At 69.7% G+C, this 14,008-nt stretch carries 11 protein-coding genes; 5 read left to right on the plus strand and 6 right to left on the minus strand.

Going from position 1 to position 14,008, the window contains the following annotated elements:
* The 4 genes from AC4PMY_RS18915 to AC4PMY_RS18930 form a co-directional block, all read right to left on the minus strand.
* Positions 1–2,361, minus strand: coding sequence for a beta-glucosidase family protein (locus AC4PMY_RS18915; protein WP_491623391.1), 2,361 nt, complete (start codon positions 2,359–2,361; stop codon positions 1–3).
* Positions 2,358–3,251 carry a carbohydrate ABC transporter permease gene (locus tag AC4PMY_RS18920; RefSeq protein WP_079002436.1) on the minus strand — a complete coding sequence of 298 codons (894 nt, stop codon included), beginning with the start codon at positions 3,249–3,251 and terminating at the stop codon, positions 2,358–2,360. The genes AC4PMY_RS18915 and AC4PMY_RS18920 overlap by 4 nt, the downstream gene beginning before the upstream one ends.
* A complete protein-coding gene (locus AC4PMY_RS18925; protein WP_064293740.1) occupies positions 3,251–4,210 on the minus strand; it encodes a carbohydrate ABC transporter permease in 960 nt (319 codons plus the stop codon). Before AC4PMY_RS18925 ends, AC4PMY_RS18920 begins: the two co-directional genes overlap by 1 nt.
* Before the next feature lie 82 nt (positions 4,211–4,292).
* Positions 4,293–5,552, minus strand: coding sequence for an ABC transporter substrate-binding protein (locus tag AC4PMY_RS18930; RefSeq protein WP_158596573.1), 1,260 nt, complete (start codon positions 5,550–5,552; stop codon positions 4,293–4,295).
* Between the two features lie 258 nt (positions 5,553–5,810).
* Here AC4PMY_RS18930 and AC4PMY_RS18935 point away from each other — a divergent pair, with 258 nt between their 5' ends.
* From AC4PMY_RS18935 to AC4PMY_RS18955, 5 genes are read left to right on the plus strand one after another with little or no spacing between them, the layout of a single operon-like run.
* Positions 5,811–6,809: a LacI family DNA-binding transcriptional regulator gene (locus AC4PMY_RS18935; RefSeq protein WP_071260028.1), complete on the plus strand. Its 999-nt coding sequence runs from the start codon at positions 5,811–5,813 to the stop codon at positions 6,807–6,809.
* Positions 6,810–6,861: 52 nt separating this feature from the next.
* Positions 6,862–9,072, plus strand: coding sequence for an alpha-galactosidase (locus AC4PMY_RS18940; protein WP_491623392.1), 2,211 nt, complete (start codon positions 6,862–6,864; stop codon positions 9,070–9,072).
* Between the two features lie 37 nt (positions 9,073–9,109).
* Positions 9,110–10,645 (plus strand): alpha-N-arabinofuranosidase, encoded by a 1,536-nt coding sequence (locus AC4PMY_RS18945; protein ID WP_491623393.1) that lies wholly within the window; start codon positions 9,110–9,112, stop codon positions 10,643–10,645.
* Positions 10,642–11,940: a glycoside hydrolase family 27 protein gene (locus tag AC4PMY_RS18950; protein ID WP_491623394.1), complete on the plus strand. Its 1,299-nt coding sequence runs from the start codon at positions 10,642–10,644 to the stop codon at positions 11,938–11,940. The genes AC4PMY_RS18945 and AC4PMY_RS18950 overlap by 4 nt, the downstream gene beginning before the upstream one ends.
* Positions 11,940–12,575, plus strand: a complete 636-nt coding sequence (locus tag AC4PMY_RS18955) for a glycoside hydrolase family 95-like protein (RefSeq protein WP_491623395.1) — start codon at positions 11,940–11,942, stop codon at positions 12,573–12,575. The genes AC4PMY_RS18950 and AC4PMY_RS18955 overlap by 1 nt, the downstream gene beginning before the upstream one ends.
* Positions 12,576–12,595: 20 nt before the next feature.
* Here AC4PMY_RS18955 and trxA read toward each other — a convergent pair whose 3' ends face one another.
* The gene (gene trxA / locus AC4PMY_RS18960) at positions 12,596–12,973 is read right to left on the minus strand and encodes a thioredoxin (RefSeq protein ID WP_056006082.1); all 378 of its coding nucleotides are present in this window, start codon (positions 12,971–12,973) and stop codon (positions 12,596–12,598) included.
* Between the two features lie 95 nt (positions 12,974–13,068).
* The gene (locus AC4PMY_RS18965; RefSeq protein WP_491623396.1) at positions 13,069–13,953 is read right to left on the minus strand and encodes a DUF2510 domain-containing protein; all 885 of its coding nucleotides are present in this window, start codon (positions 13,951–13,953) and stop codon (positions 13,069–13,071) included.
* Between the last annotated feature and the right edge of the window lie 55 nt (positions 13,954–14,008).

The following is a 14,008-nucleotide window of genomic DNA, read 5'->3' on the forward strand; positions in this document are numbered from 1 at the left end:
TCAGGCCTTCCTCGCGCCCGCACCGACGGGCCGCCAGTCCACGCGGAGCTCGCGCGGCCCGACCAGCTCCCGCCGGCTGCCGGTCACCTCGATCGTGTGGGTGAGTGGACGCTCGAGTGCCGACGGCCCGGCGGACAGCACGTACGTCCCCGGTTCGACCACCCGGCGGCCGTCGACCCCGGTGAAGGACAAGCGGTCGGCCGACACCGAGAAACGCACCGTGGCCGACGTCCCGGCAGCGACCGTGAGGCGTGCGAACGCGAGCAGCTCGATCGACGGGCGCACGACCGAGGCCACCGGATCCATGCCGTAGAGCTGGATCACCTCGACGGCGTCCTCGACACCCATGTTCTCGACGGTGACGTCGACGAGGACCTCACCGTCGACGGCGAGCTCCGCTGCACTCGTGAGCGATCGGTAGCGGACGTCCCCGGCGGTGAGGCCGTGACCGAACGGGAAGAGCGGCGTGGGGTCGAGCACGCTGATCCCGCGGGAGGCCAGACCGAGCGGCGGTTGCAGGTAGGTGCCCGGCATGGCCGGTGAACGAGGGATCTGCACCGGGAGCCGTCCGCTCGGCCGCACGCGGCCGGACAGCAGCCCCGCGACGGCCGCCGCGCCCTCCTGGCCGGGGAAGAAGGCCTGGACCAGTGCATCGGCCCGGCCGTAGTCCCCCAGCGCGTAGGGTCGCCCGGACAGCACGGTCAGGACGACGGGCGTCCCGGTCGCGAGGACGGCGAGCACGAGGTCGTGCTGGCCCCCGGGGAGGCGTAGGTCCTCGGCGTCACAGCCTTCTCCCGACGTGCCATCGCCGAACAGGCCCGCGATGTCGCCCACGGCCAGCACGACGACGTCGGCCGAACGGGCGGCCTCGACGGCGGCCGGAACATCCTCCTGACCGGTCTCGGTGATGCTGCATCCCGGTTCGACGACGATGTCCGCCGCGGGGAACTCGGTACGCACCGCGTCGAGGATCGTCGGGATGGTGATGCCGAGATCGTGCCCGGGGTGTTTCGACAGCACGTGGTTGGGGAATGCGTAACAGCCCACGAGACTGCGGAACTGGTCGGCCGCCGGCCCGATCACGGCGATGCGCGCTGGGGGCCGGAGCGGGAGCATGGCGCGGTTCCGGAGGAGGACGACCGACTCCTCGGCCAGACGCGTCGCGATCGCGCGGTTGCGGGGGCCGTCGAGATCGGTCGATGCGGCGTGCTCCGGCACGAGCGGACCCCCGTCGAGCAGGCCGAGCTCGATCTTCTGCCGCAGGTGCCGGAGCACGGCCCGGTTCACGATCCGCTCGTCGAGCGCCCCGTCCTGGACGAGCCCGACGAGACCGGCGCCGTAGCCGGCGGTCTCCGGGAGCTCGACGTCGATCCCGGCGGTGAGGGCGAGCGCGCCGGCTTCCGCCGCACCGCTCGCGACGTGGTGCATGGTCGCGAGGAACGGGATCGCCCAGTAGTCGGCGACGACGGTGCCGTCGAAACCCCAGTCGTCGCGCAGGATGTCGGTGAGCAATTCGACACTGGCACCGGCGGGGACGCCGTCGAGATCGGTGTAGGCGTTCATCACGCTTCGCGCTCCCCCGAGCCGGATCGCCGTCTCGAACGGCGGAAGCACGACATCGGCGAGCTCGCGGCGCCCCATGCTCACCGGGGCGTGGTTCTTCGCGCCTCGGGACGCGGCGTAGCCGGCGAAGTGCTTGACCGTCGCCACGACCCCGGACCGCTCGAGACCACGCACGTACGCGGCGCCGAGCTGGCCGACGAGGTAGGGGTCCTCTCCCAGTGTCTCCTCGACCCGGCCCCAGCGGTAGTCCCGGACGACGTCGAGGACCGGCGCGAGCCCCTGATGGACCCCGACCGAGCGGAGGTCGTCTCCGATCGCCTCCGCCATCCGCTCCACGAGCTCCTCGTCGAACGAGGCGGCCCAGGCGAGCGGCGTCGGGAAGGCGGTCGCACCGAACGCGGCGAACCCCGTCAGACACTCCTCGTGCGCGATCGCGGGGATGCCGAACCGGTTGCCGGCCACGACCTGCCGTTGCCGTTCCCGCAGGCGATCGACGCCCTCGGCCACCGTCACCGGTTCGGTCCCGAAGATGCGCGTCAACTGCCCGAGGCCACCCGTGAAGTCGCCGGTGGGCGCCGATGTCGGCGCAGCCGGGTCGTCGGAGCCGTCCACGCTCGGCGCGAAGTCGCCCGCCGTCTCGGTGAACCAGACCGAACCGAGCTGACCGACCTTCTCCTCGAGGGTCATCTCATCGAGGAGTGCTCGCGCCCGCTCGTCAGGTGACGCCCGTCGGTCGTTCCAGACGCCGCGGACGATACCCGACGTGGTCGGCGTGACGCCGTCGTGTTGCACGGTCATCCCTTGAACGCTCCGTCCATGATCCCGGTCACCATGCGCTTGCCGACGAAGATGAACGCGATGAGCAGCGGGATGGTGGCCAGGAACGACCCGGCCATCGCCAGGCCGAGATCGATCGACCGCTGCGACTGCAGGGCCTTGATCGCGATCTGGACCGTGTACATCTCGGGCGACTTCAGGACGATGAACGGCCAGAGGAAGTCGTTCCACGATCCGACGAAGCCGAGCAGTCCCAGGACGAACGCCGCCGGTCGGATGACCGGGAAGACGATCCGCCAGAAGATCTGCCAGGTGTTGGCACCGTCGAGTCTCGCGGCCTGGAGCAGCTCGTCGCTCACGGAGCTCGAGATGTGCTGACGCATCCAGAAGATGCCGAACGCGCTCGCGAGGCCGGGGACGATGAGCGCCTGAAGCGTGTCCACCCAGTCGAGCGCGGAGATGATCAGGTACTGCGGGATCACGCTCAGCTGCGTCGGCACGGTCATGGTGAGGACCACGAGGATGAACAGTGCGTTGCGGCCGCGGAACTCCAGTTTCGCGAAGGCGAACCCGGCCAGGGCGCAGAGCAGGGCCGATCCGACGCCGATCGACAGCGCGACGATGAGACTGTTGATCATCGATTGGATGAACGGCACGGTCTCGAGCACGAGCCCCACGAGGTGGAACAGGTTGTCGCCCGGGTACAGCCGCGGTGGCAGGGTGGTCGCCGTCGCCGAGTCCGTGGTCGCGACGACGAACATGAAGTACAGCGGGAACATGCTCACGACGACGGCGCACACGAGGAGGACGTAGGTGTACCAGGGGATGCGGCCGATCCGGCCGCCGTTCCGTTTCCGGCCGGCGGAGGTCGCGCTCGCCATCAGCTGGGTGGAGTTGAGCGTCTCGGACATCAGCGTCCTCCTCGGGTGCGGGTGGACAGGAAGAAGTTCAGCAGGGCGACGAGGACGACGATCACGAACAGCGCGACGCCGATCGCCGAGCCGTATCCGAACTCGAACTGGCCGAAGCCCTGCTCGTAGAGGAACAGCGTGAGCGTCTGGCACTGTCGTGCCGCACCGCAGGTGAGGCCGGTGGCCGGGTTCACCAGCAGTGGTTCGGTGAACACCTGGAGCCCGCCGATCGTCGACGTGACGATCGTGAACACGATGATGGGACGCAACGACGGGATGGTGATGTAGACGAACTGCTTCCAACCGCCGGCACCGTCGACGGCGGCCGCCTCGTACACGTCGCGAGGGATCGCCTGCAGTGCCGCCAGGTAGAGCAGCGTGGTGTAGCCCGTCCACCGCCAGACGACCATGAGCGCGACGAGGAACCACGAGCCGACCTTGTCGTTGAGGAAGTCGACGTGGTCACCGCCGAAGAAGCTGATGAGGTAGTTGAAGAGCCCGTAGTCACGGTCGAACAGCTGGGCGAACACGATCGTGGTCGCGGCGACCGAGGTGATGTACGGCACGAGCATCGCCATCCGGAACCCCGTGGCGAAGCGCAGGCGGACGTGGTTCAGCAGATGGGCGAGGCCCAGGGCGATGACCAGCTGCGGCACCGTGGAGATGATGAAGATCGCGAAGGTGTTGAGCATCGCGTTCCAGAACCGTGGGTCGGCCGCGAGCCTGGTGAAGTTGTCGAAGCCGATGAAGGTCTGCTGACCGATCGGGTTCCAGTCGAAGAGGGACACGACGAAGGTGAACAGGAGCGGGATCAGCCCGAAGACGGCGAAGATCAGGAAGAACGGGGCGATGTAGACGTAGGGGGCGAAGCGTTCCGGCAGGGTGTTGCGGATGCGCGTCCCGATACCGGGTGGCGACTGTTTGGGCAGCAGCCGAGGTGGAGTGATGTGCGTGGTCACGATGATCCTTCAGGGGCGTTCCGGCGTGTTGCTCGGCCGGAACGCCCCGGGTCGGAGCGGACGAGTGGACGGGGCCGTCGGGTCAGCCGCCGAGGGCGTCCTTCACGGCCTTCATCGCGACGTCCCAGGCCTTGTCCGGTGGGGTGTTGCCGGCTTCGACGTCCGTCACGGTGTTGATCATCGCCGAACCGATCGTCGCCGTCTCCGGACCGTTGAAGAACGGCTTGAACTCCTGCAAGGACTTGCCGAGCACGGCACCGATCTTCGAGTCGCCGAAGAACGGATCGGTGTAGTCGGCGATCGCCGTGGATTCGTACGCGGAGACCGTGCTGGGCAGGGCGCCGGTGTCGGTGAAGTTCTGCAGCTGCGACTCGGGTGACTGCATCTCCTTGATGTAGGCCCACGCCGCCTCGGGGTTCGCCGCGCGCTTCGGGATGGCGAGGTAGCTGCCGCCCCAGTTGCCGGCGACCTTGGGCACCGTCGTCACGCGCCACTGGCCCGAGGTGTCGGGCGCGTCCGTCTTGATGCTCTTCAGCATCCAGGAGGGAGCCGCCATCGCGGCGAAGGCGCCGTTGGTCTTGCCCGTGCTCCAGCCGGTGGAGAAGGCGGGGACGTTCGCAGTGATGCCGGCCTCGATCGCCTTGATCGAGATGTCGAACGCCTCCTTCACCTGCGGATTCGTGTCGTACACGAGCTCACCCTCCGGCGTGTAGTACTTCTCGTCGACCTGGTTCACGGTCTGGAAGAAGACCGAGGTGCCGGCGTTGTCCAGGAACGGCTTCCCGGTGGCGGCGACGTACTGCTGGCCGACGGAGATGAAGTCGTCCCAGGTGGGCCAGAGCGCAGCGACCGCGTCCGGTTCCGATGGCAGGCCGGCGGCCTCGAAGAGGTCGGCACGGTACGCCATCGACATCCCGCCCACGTCGGTCGGTACCCCGATGACGGCGTCGTTCTGAGCCACGGCCTGGTCCCAGACCCACGGCAGGTAGTCCCCGGAGATGTCGTCGGCGCCCATCGTGCTCAGGTCGACGAAGTTGTCGGGGTTCGCGACGAAGTTGGGCATGTCGTCCCCCTGGATGAGCACCAGGTCGGGGACCTTACCGCCGGCCAACGCCGCGGTGAGCGCCTGGGCGGTCTCCTGCGTGCTTCCGACCTCGGTGAGCTTGACGGTGATGTCGGGGTGCGCTTCCTTGTACTTCTCGACATCGGCCTTCTGGTTGATGCCCGTGAAGGACCAGAACTGGAAGGTCTTGTCATCGCCGCCGCCGGACCCGGAACAACCGGTGACCAGGGCGCCGACCATGACGGTGACGGTTGCTGCTGCTGCAAGACGGAATCTCACTGGAAATCCCCCTCCTATGCGGGATCGTGTTCCGCGGTGTCGCGCTACGTTGCGGTCACCGGCCGGAGATCGCTCTCCGGCTCGCGCCGATGTCGACTGGATCGGGGAGCATCCGGACCGTTCGGGCGTGGTGATCACCATAGGCAGCGGGGTTCCGCGGCACCAGGGCAATATTGCGCAACTCGGAGAACGCTCTCTCAGATTCTGCGATGCTCGTTGCCAGACCACCGGCAGGTGGACGATCGCAAAGGAGCGAGGATGCGCAAACCGACCCTGGTCGACGTCGCCCGAGAGGCCGGCGTCTCCCGAGCGACCGCGTCGCGGGTCCTCGCCGGTGCCTCGACGGTCGACGCCTCGATGGTCGTCGCGGTGCGCGAAGCGGCCGCGAAACTGGCCTACCGCACGAATGTCGCAGCCCGGTCGCTCGCCGGGGGCAGGACGGGCGCCGTCGCGATCGTCCTCGCGGCGGGTGAGCTCGAACCCTTCTCCGGATCGTTCGTCGCGGCACCGCTCAAGGGCGCCACCGCCGCGCTCCTGTCGGCGGCCCAGCAGCCCGCGCTCTTCCTCGCCGACCCGCGCCAACTCGACGCGCTCGTCGCCTACCTGGCGGCGCACTACGTGGACGGGGCGGTGGTGATCCTGCAGCACGAGATCAGCACCATCACCCAGGCGCTCGCCTCGGTGGACCTCCCCATCGTCTTCGTCGGCCGCCCGATGGGTGAGCACACGGAGGACGTCACCTTCGTCGACTCCGACAACTACGCCGGCGGTCGGCTCGCCGCGGAACACCTGATCGCGCTCGGCCGCACGCGGATCGGCGTCATCTCGGGCCCCGCCGACATGGCCGCGTCCAGCGACCGTGTCCGAGGCTGGCGAGACGTCCTCACCGAACGCGGCCTCGACACCCGTGCGGTCGCCCGAGGTGACTTCACCATGCCGAGCGGGTCGTCGGCCATGGCTCGGTTGCTCTCCCGGTACCCGGACCTCGACGCCGTCTTCGCGGGCTCGGACCTCATGGCGGTCGGAGCGATGCGCGTCCTCGAGGCCAGTGGCCGCACGGTCCCGGACGACATCGCGCTCGTCGGGTTCGACGACACGGTCGTCGCGGCAACCGCGGAGCCACCGCTGACCTCGGTCCGTCAGCCGTTGGAGCAGATGGGCAGGGTCGCCGCGGAACTCGTCATGGAGCTCATCGCCGGCCGGACGACCGCTCCGCGCTGGCTCGACACCACGCTCGTCGTCCGGGACTCAGCCTGAACTTCGGCCCACCGGCCGTCACACCCGCCTCACCGACCGCTTCGGAGGAACCATGTCCGACCGCTCAGCGACGCTCGAACACCGCGTCGTCCATCTGCAGTGCGACGGCGTCTCCGTCGTCCTCGTCCAGCACGGGACCCGCCTCCCGACGATCGCGCACTGGGGTGCCGCCGTCGATGCCGACGACCTCGAGTGGCTTGCCGCGGCCACAGCCACCGTGCGCGGCGACCTCGTCGACGGATCGGACGCGCCGTACGAGCCGAGCCTGCTGCCCGAGCACGCGTCGGGCTGGTCGGGTCTCCCCGGCCTCCGGGCGCATCGCGCCGGGACGGTCTGGTCGTCGCGCTTCGACGTGGTCTCGGTCAAGGTCGACAGAGCGGCCCTCCCGGACGGAGAGGTGCGGCAGTGCGGCGCCGCGCTGGTCGAGGTGACCGCGGTCGACGACCAGACGGGCATCGCTCTCCTCGTGGCGATCGAACTGACACCGAGTGGCCTGCTGCGCACGCGCGTGACGGTCACGAACCGGGGCGACGACCTCCTGGAGATCGAGGGTGTCGTGCCGGCCCTCCCGATCCCGACGTCGGCTCGGGAGATCCTCGACTTCGCCGGTCGGTGGGGCAACGAGAAGCTGCCGCAGCGGCGTCCGGTCACGACCGGGACGCACCTCCGCGAGTCGCGGCACGGTCGCCCCGGTCTCGACGCCACCGGGGTCACCGCGATCGGAACACCGGGGTTCGACAGCCGGACCGGTGACGTCTGGCTGTGCCACGTCGGTTGGAGCGGCAACCACACAATCGGCGTCGAACGCACCGACGGACACCTCGCGTTCCGTGGCGGCGAGCTGCTCCTGCCGGGCGAGGTCCGACTCGGCCCGGGCGAGGACCATCGGACTCCATGGGTGTACGGGGCCTACGGTGTCGGCCTCGATGCCGCCTCGTCGCGGTACCACCGCTGGCTGCGTTCGACCTCGCGGGCGGCTCGGCGTCCGCGCCCGGTCACCCTGAACGTCTGGGAGGCGGTGCTGTTCGATCACGACCTGGAGGTCCTCACCGAGTTGGCGACCCGGGCCGCGGCCATCGGCGTCGAGCGCTACGTGCTCGACGACGGATGGTTCCGCGGACGTCACGACGACACCCGCGGCCTCGGTGACTGGACACCGGACCCCGAGCGTTGGCCGGACGGTCTCGCGCCGCTCGCCGACCGGGTGCGATCGCTCGGCATGGAGTTCGGGCTGTGGTTCGAACCCGAGATGATCAACGAGGACTCCGACCTCGCACGCGAGCACCCGGACTGGATCCTGCGGGCGAGGGACGAGCTCCCGTCGCCCGTCCGGCACCAGCAGGTGCTCGATCTCGGCAATCCGGCGGCCTTCGACCACATCCTGCAGGCCATCGACACACTGGTCGGCGAGCTCGGGATCGCGTACCTGAAATGGGACCACAACCGCGACCTCGTCGATGCCGGACATCCGTCGACCGGGCGGCCAGCCGTGCACGACCAGACCGAAGCCCTCTACCGGCTGCTCGACGAGCTCCGATCGCGGCACCCGCACCTCGAGATCGAGAGCTGCGCGTCGGGCGGAGGCCGCATCGACCTCGGTGTCCTCGAGCGGTCCGATCGCGTCCACACCTCCGACAACCACGACCCGATCGAGCGGGCCCGGATGCTCCGGTGGACGGGGCTCCTCGTCCCGCCCGAGATGCTGGGATCGCACGTGGCCTCGGCCAGATCGGCCACGACCGGACGCACGCACACGCTCCACACCCGGTGCGCGGTCGCCCTCCTCGGGCACTTCGGTGTGGAGTGGGACCTGCGCGAGCTCGACGATGCGGATCGGACGACCCTCGCCGGATGGATCACCGTGTTCACGCGTCATCGCGGACTCATCGCCACCGGCCGCGTCGTCGGCGACGGTGGGTGGGACGACGACGCTCCGACCCTGCGCGGGGTCGTCGCGGAGGACGGCACCACCGCGCTGTACACCCTCGTGACTCCCCCGCGGTCGGCCGACTCCCGTCGTCGGGTCCGCCTTCCCGGACTCCGCCCGGACGGTCACTACCGCCTCGCCGTCGCGCAGGACGACTCCCTCGGCCCCCGCTGGGTGATCCCCCAGTGGCTCCGGGATGCGCCGCCACTCGACGCCGACCCGGCCACGCTCGCGGCGGCGCCCGTGCTGAGCGGTGGCCAGCTGGCCGTGATCGGCCTCGACCTCCCCACCTTCCAGCCCGACCGCGCGATCACGATCCTCGTGACCGCCGACTGACCCACGACCCGCTGCACAGAACAGGACCACATCACCCATGGACTCCACTGCGACCGTCACCGTCGACCTCGACCGGCCAGGACCCACGATCAGCCGACACGTCTACGGCCACTTCGCGGAACACCTCGGACGCGGGATCTACGACGGCTTCTGGGTCGGCGAGGACTCGTCCGTGCCGAACATCGGCGGCATCCGGCTCGACGTCGTGGAGGCGCTCCGCGAACTGCGCATCCCGAACCTCCGCTGGCCGGGCGGCTGCTTCGCGGACCGCTACCACTGGACGAGCGGCATCGGACCTCGCGAGGACCGCCCGAAGCTCGTCAACACGCAATGGGGCGGGACGAGCGAGACCAACGCGTTCGGCACCCACGAGTTCATGGAGCTGTGCGAGCTCCTCGGTGCCGACGCCTACGTCTCGGGCAACCTCGGTTCAGGCACGGTGCAGGAGATGGCCGACTGGATCGAGTACCTGACCGGTGCCGGGGAGACCCCGATGGCCGAGTTGCGTCGCGCGAACGGCCGGGAGGAGCCCTGGGACGTCCCGTTCTGGGGGCTGGGAAACGAGCCCTGGGGGTGCGGTGGCAACCTGCGGGCCGGCGCGTACGCGGACCTGGCACGCCGATTCGGTACCTTCTGCGAGAGCGGCGGGAAGGTCCCGCTCTACCGGGTCGCCGCCGGCGCCGACGGGTTCGACGTGGCCTGGACCAAGACGCTGATGGAGGTCGTCGCCGACGTGGCCACCCACCCGTTCTCGGCGACCCCCTGGGAAGCCGTCTCGGTGCATTACTACACGATCGGCGGCAGCTGGAAGGCGAAGGGCAGCGCGACCGGGTTCGACGCCGCGGAGTACTGGAGCACGATCACCGCAGCACAGGGCGTCGAGCAGCTGCTGTCGTCGCACGCCGCCGTCATGGACGTGTACGACCCGGAGGAACGGTTCGGCATGGTGCTCGACGAGTGGGGCACCTGGTGGGACGTCGAGCCGGGCACGCACCCCGGGCATCTGTTCCAGCAGAACACCATCCGCGACGCCATGGTCGCCGCCTGGCACTTCGACGTGTTCCACCGATTCGCGGGCCGGCTGCGCATGGCCAACATCGCGCAGACGGTCAACGTCCTGCAGGCGATGCTCCTGACCGATCCCGACGGCGGCGAGATGGTCCGGACGCCCACCTTCCACGTCTTCGAGATGAACAGCCCGCACCAGGACGCCACGTCCCTCCCGACGCACGTGGTCGGACCGGTCCGCGACGCCGACGCCGCACACGCGGGTGGCATCCCGACCGTCTCCGCGTCGGCGAGCGTCAAGGACGGCGTCCTCCATTGCTCGTTGACGAACGTCGCCCTCGATGCTCCACTCGTCATCGAGGTCGACGTCCGTGGCGGGTCCGTGGTCGAGCCGCACGGCCGGCTGCTCACCGCTGCGCGGCCCGACGCCCACAACCGTCCCGGTGAGACCGACGCCGTGTCACCGCGACCGCTCACCGGTCTCGACGTCACACCGACGGGTCTTCGCGTCACGCTCCCACCGCACTCGTTCGCAACCATCACGGCTCAGGTCGTCGCGCCATGAGCGAGGTGGAGATCGCAGTCACCGAGGTGCGTGCAGCACGTCGGGCGCGGGCGGACCGCCCGCCGATGGGCTGGAACAGTTGGGACTGCTTCGGAGGGTCCGTCACGGAGGCCGAGGTGCTCGCCAACGCCGCGTTCCTTGCCGAGCACCTGCTGCCCGTCGGCTGGGACACGGTGGTCGTCGACATCCAGTGGTACGAACCGGCGCCCGGCGCCGGCGACTACGAGCGCGTCTCCCAGCCGACGCTCGACGCTTGGGGCCGACCGCAACCCGCGCCGAACCGGTTCCCGTCTGCGGCGTCGGGCGGCTTCCGCGCGCTCGCCGACCGCGTGCACGCGCTCGGGCTCCGCTTCGGGGTGCACCTCATGCGTGGCGTGCCGCGTCTGGCCGTCGACCTCGACCTACCGATCCTCGGTTCGACCGCCCGCTGCGGGGAGATCGCCGATCCGTCCAACGTCTGCCCGTGGAACCCCGACAACGTCGGCGTCGACATGACGACCCCGGGCGCCCAGGCCTACTACGACTCGGTCATGGCACAGCTCGCGGACTGGGGTGTCGACCTCATCAAGCTCGACGACGTGCTCTATCCTCCGATCCAGACCGCCGAGATCGAGGCCATCTCGCGGGCGATCGACGCGACCGGTCGACCGATGGTGCTCAGCCTGTCCCCGGGGAAGCGACTCTCGACCGAGCACCTCGACACCCTTCGATCGACGGCGCAGCTGTGGCGGATCTCCGACGACCTCTGGGACGACTGGTCGGCGGTGCTCGAACAGTTCCAGCGCCTGGCCCGCTGGGCACCCCTCCAGCGTCCGGGGGCGTGGGCCGATGCCGACATGCTCCCGCTCGGGCGGATCGGCATCCGGGCCCACGTCGGTTCGGACCGGCTGAGTCGCCTCACCCTGGACGAACAACGGACGCTCATGACCCTCTGGTGCATCGGCCGGTCGCCGCTCTTCTTCGGCGGCCACCTCCCGGACACCCCGGCGCACACGCTCGCGCTCCTGACCAACCCGGACGTGCTCGCACTGCTCGGCAGCGACGGGAGCCGGGAGATCATCCGCGACGGCGACCTCGTCGTCTGGGCGGCGGAGCTCGGCGAGACCCGGTGGCGCGCGGTGTTCTGGCTCGGCGATGCGGACACCGAGCTGCGGGTGCACCTGGCCGATCTCGGTTGCGCCGATCGATCGGCCGTCACCGAGCTGTGGAGTGGTCGGCCGGTGCCGGTCGTCGACGGCGCCGTCGACACGTCCCTGCCCGCGCACGGTGCCGTGCTGCTCCGACTCGACCACTGATGGATCACCGACAGCAGCGCGTCGAGCGTCATCGAATCGAACTCGACGGACCGGCCACCCGGTTCGTCGATCGGTTCCTCATCGGGAACGGGACGTTGGGCGCGGCGCTCGACATGGCCTGGGTCCTCTGCCTGGCCGCACGACTCCGTGATCCAGGGCTCGCGTCCGAGGCGCTCGACACGCTGCTCGGTCCGCTGTCATCGGCCTCGCTGCTCGACCTGCACCCGATGGGCGACCTCGACGACGTGTTCCAGATCGACGGCAACCTGGGTGGGACGGCCGGTGTCGTCGAGCTGCTCGTCCAGGGGCACGGCGGTGTCCTGTCGCTGCTGCTGACCCTCCCGGCCGAGTGGTCGGCGGGACGGTTCCGAGGGTTCCGGGTCCGTGGTGGACACGTCGTGGATGTCGAGTGGAGCCGTCATCGCCCCGTCGCGGCGACCCTGATTCTCACGGCCGGCGGCGTGCTCGTCGAGCTGCCGGACGACGGCTCGATGATGACCGTCGCGGGCCCTGGCGGCGCACTGCCGACCCGGCTGGAGGACGGCGCGCCGGCCGGGCGGCGGCGGATCAGGCTCGACGAGCCCGGTGTCCACCGGCTCGAGTTCGCGCGTCCACCCGGCGATCCGGAAGACTGACCGCCTCCTCCGGACGTCGGCTACTCGGCCTGTGCCTCGGCCTTCGCCGCTGCGATGGCGGCGTGCACTTCGGACATGTCGAGACCGCGCACCTGCGAGATGAGGTCCTCGAGTGCCGGCGCGGGGAGGGCGCCGGCCTGCGAGAAGACGAGCACGCCGTCGCGGAACGCCATGAGCGTGGGGATCGACGTGATCTGCATGCCGCTCGCGAGCTCCTGGTTCGCCTCGGTGTCGACCTTGGTGAACACGACGTCCTGGTGCTGCTCGCTCGACTGTTCGAAGACGGGGCCGAAAGCCTTGCACGGGCCGCACCACTCGGCCCAGAAGTCGACCAGGACGATGCCTTCGGCCGACACGGTGTCCTCGAAGTTCGAGATGGTCAGTTCCTGCGTGGTCATCGTGTGCCCTTCGGATCGGTGGTCGGACGCGTCGCATCCGACTGACGAGCCTACCGGCGGACGACCGGTCGTCCTCCCCTTGTGCCGTGCCGCGGTCAGCGCCCGGGCGGCAGATCCGGGAGAAGGAGGAGCCGGCGCTGCATCCGCGACATGATCAGGAGCACCCCGCCGAGGACCGCGAACAGGACGCCGCCACCGACGACGATGCCGCCGATGATCCCTCCGAGGAAGCCGTAGCCGTCGCCGCTGCTGTTGACGAGGATGACCACGCCGACGGCCAAGGCGAGCGCACCGATCCCGAGGACGGCCCAGGACATGACGAGATAGATGCGGAACGCGCGCGCTCCATGGAACGTCGGCCGGACACCGTACTGGGTTCCGACGTACTGGGTCCAGCGTGAGCCGGTCCACCACCTCGTCGCCCGCGGCGACACGGAGTGCCAACCGGCACCGGGACCGTCCTGCTCACCCGGCAATGGACGGACCACGTCGATGACCACCGGGGCGGCGACCGGCTGCGGGATCCGCCGCACCGCCGTCGTCTGGGCGGCGATACCGAACCAGAGCAGCGTCAGGAGGAGCATCGGGAATCCGTTGACCGACAGGTGGCTGGACAGCGCGCCGAGGCTGAACTGCACGAACGCGAGCACGAGGAAGACCGAGCCGAACACCCAGGCCAAGCTCGGTTGCTCGGTGGTCGCCCAGTCGGTCCCGGGCTTCCCGTTCTTGACCCTGAGCCCCGTCCAGTGCGAGCCGTCCCACCATCGGAGCTGATCCGGCCCCGTCGGATACCAGCCCGGCTGCGGTCCGGACGGCAGCTGCGACGGCGACGCCACGGGAGTCGGTGCCAGCAGTGTGACCGGCACCTCCCGCTTCACCGGTGGCGCGGCGTCGGCCTCCTGAGCAGTCCACTGCGTTCCATCCCACCAGCGCAACTTGCCCGGCGTCCCCGCCTCGTACCATCCCGGTGCAGCGGTCATCGCTGCTCCTTCCCCCGAAGATCACGCTCATGACGTCCATGCAGCGACCCCAGTG

The sequence above is a fragment of the Plantibacter sp. MDV22-iso1 genome (assembly GCF_058408345.1).

What these genes read in the sequence shown, in the direction of transcription:
- AC4PMY_RS18920 (WP_079002436.1), bottom strand. Translation starts at nt 3,251, where the DNA reads ATGTCCGAGACGCTCAACTCCACCCAGCTGATGGCGAGCGCGACCTCC.
- AC4PMY_RS18945 (WP_491623393.1), top strand. Translation starts at nt 9,110, where the DNA reads ATGGACTCCACTGCGACCGTCACCGTCGACCTCGACCGGCCAGGACCC.
- AC4PMY_RS18950 (WP_491623394.1), top strand. Translation starts at nt 10,642, where the DNA reads ATGAGCGAGGTGGAGATCGCAGTCACCGAGGTGCGTGCAGCACGTCGG.
- AC4PMY_RS18935 (WP_071260028.1), top strand. Translation starts at nt 5,811, where the DNA reads ATGCGCAAACCGACCCTGGTCGACGTCGCCCGAGAGGCCGGCGTCTCC.
- trxA (WP_056006082.1), bottom strand. Translation starts at nt 12,973, where the DNA reads ATGACCACGCAGGAACTGACCATCTCGAACTTCGAGGACACCGTGTCG.
- AC4PMY_RS18940 (WP_491623392.1), top strand. Translation starts at nt 6,862, where the DNA reads ATGTCCGACCGCTCAGCGACGCTCGAACACCGCGTCGTCCATCTGCAG.
- AC4PMY_RS18915 (WP_491623391.1), bottom strand. Translation starts at nt 2,361, where the DNA reads ATGACCGTGCAACACGACGGCGTCACGCCGACCACGTCGGGTATCGTC.
- AC4PMY_RS18965 (WP_491623396.1), bottom strand. Translation starts at nt 13,953, where the DNA reads ATGACCGCTGCACCGGGATGGTACGAGGCGGGGACGCCGGGCAAGTTG.
- AC4PMY_RS18955 (WP_491623395.1), top strand. Translation starts at nt 11,940, where the DNA reads ATGGATCACCGACAGCAGCGCGTCGAGCGTCATCGAATCGAACTCGAC.